The organism is Candidatus Magnetaquicoccus inordinatus (assembly GCF_004217665.1).
Classification (GTDB): domain Bacteria; phylum Pseudomonadota; class Magnetococcia; order Magnetococcales; family Magnetaquicoccaceae; genus Magnetaquicoccus; species Magnetaquicoccus inordinatus.
In genome coordinates, this window is record NZ_RXIU01000403.1 from 1 (window position 1) to 1,601 (window position 1,601).

The following is a 1,601-nucleotide window of genomic DNA, read 5'->3' on the forward strand; positions in this document are numbered from 1 at the left end:
TGCTGGCATGCCTCAAAGCGGCAGGCCATGGTAGAGGCGGTCTGGGAAGAGATGGGTGCCTTCGTCCATCAGACGATCATCTGGAACAAAAACACCTCCATTCTCTCCCGGACCCACTACCTCTGGAAACACGAGCCCTGTTTTTTTGGCTGGATGCGTGGCAACCGCCCGCCAAGGCTGGAGGGATCGGACAACTGCACCACCGTTTGGGACATGAAAGGGTTGTCAGGCGATGAACGTCCGGAACACCCGACGCCGAAGCCTCTGGAGGCGTTCGGCATCCCCATGCGCCAGCATGTGGAAAAGGGTGGGCTGTGTTACGAGCCCTTCTCTGGTGGTGGCAGTCAGATCATGGCCGGGGAGGCCAATCACCGTCGGGTCTATGCCATGGAGATCAGCCCGGTCTATGTCGATGTGGCGGTGCAGCGGTTCATCCAGGCCACCGGCAAGATCGTTTACTTGGACGGTTCGGGTGGCAAGACCTTTGAGGATGTGGCTGCGGAGCGGGGTATCGATTTGGAGTAGCAAGTGCAGGCCGCCGGTGGTTGTGTTCCGGCGGCCATGGCTGTCGATGAGGATCAGGCCGATGCAGTTGGCGGTTGGTTGTGTAGTTGGTAGCGTCCCGGGGCAACCTGGTTGCCGATCCACATGGAGAAGGAGGATCCGTCTTCTTCCTGAATCCTGACCTTCTCTCCAAATTGATGCGTTGTTTCCATCTGATCGACCTCCCAAGCATGGCTGCCTTCCTGGCGATTGATGCGATGCCTGTCGATGTGGGGCAGGTGATCCAGATTGTCGATGTTCATTCCGGTTCCTTTGTGGTTGTGATTCGTTCTTCATTTGGCTTTCTGCTGCCGCCGAAATTTGCATCCGGCGGCATCGTGTGGTTACAGGACCACTTTGTACGTCGTAAAGGAACCTTTTGCCCCCTGCAAGTTGGTTCCATGAATCCGGGTGCGGAAGGTCTCCAGGTTCAGTCCCTGCTTCTTTTTGGCGAGCGACAGAAAACCCCTGATCGTGTTCGGCCCCCAGTCGGTGGCCTGTTCAATCTGCTGCAGGGTGGCTCCTTCCGGGCGTTGGAGCAGGGCCATCACGATGGCCTTTTTGGAATTCTCTCTGGGCGTCCTGGTTTTTGATGCGGTGTTGGCTTGTCCAGCCTTGAAAGCTTCGAGCAACGCCTTTTCCAGATTCTCGCGTGTTACCCGGAACCCATGATCCTGGATGTACTGTTTTGCGATGGCATCAATGACTTCGGGGAGGGTTTCGTCGGCTGCCTCCATGGACTGCTCTGCGGCGGCAACATCCGCTTCAAAATCGGCATCTGCAGGCACTTCGTTGTCTTCCGTCCGGGGCAAGTCCGCCGGGTCCATCGGGACAATGATCCCGATGGGCGGATTGTCGTAGTCGTCCGGACCATCCGGCTCTTCGCAGGCGGCGGCCATCTCTTCGTGGTAGGCAGCATCCTCGGCAGGCATGTTGTCGATCCATGCCTGCACAACGGTGTCGTCGCTGAAGTCCAGCCCAGGACCGTGGGCAGGTGCGTCGTCTTCAATTTCCTGGGGTGCCTCCATGCCGATGGCCGCGTAACCCGTCTTGGTGAT

Annotated in this window: 3 protein-coding genes; 1 reads left to right on the top strand and 2 read right to left on the bottom strand. The window is 58.1% G+C overall.

What is annotated here, in order from left to right; all coding sequences use genetic code 11:
* Window positions 1–525: DNA methyltransferase (locus EJP87_RS16035; RefSeq protein ID WP_130472853.1), on the top strand; the 525-nt coding region annotated here is incomplete at its 5' end.
* A gap of 53 nt (window positions 526–578) precedes the next feature.
* On the opposite strand, the gene EJP87_RS16040 is transcribed toward EJP87_RS16035, so the two are convergent.
* Together EJP87_RS16040 and EJP87_RS16045 are read right to left on the bottom strand one after the other, a co-directional pair.
* Window positions 579–806, bottom strand: a complete 228-nt coding sequence (locus EJP87_RS16040; RefSeq protein WP_130472854.1) for a hypothetical protein — start codon at window positions 804–806, stop codon at window positions 579–581.
* A gap of 81 nt (window positions 807–887) precedes the next feature.
* On the bottom strand, window positions 888–1,601 hold a 714-nt coding region (locus EJP87_RS16045; protein ID WP_130472855.1), incomplete at its 5' end, for a DUF3489 domain-containing protein.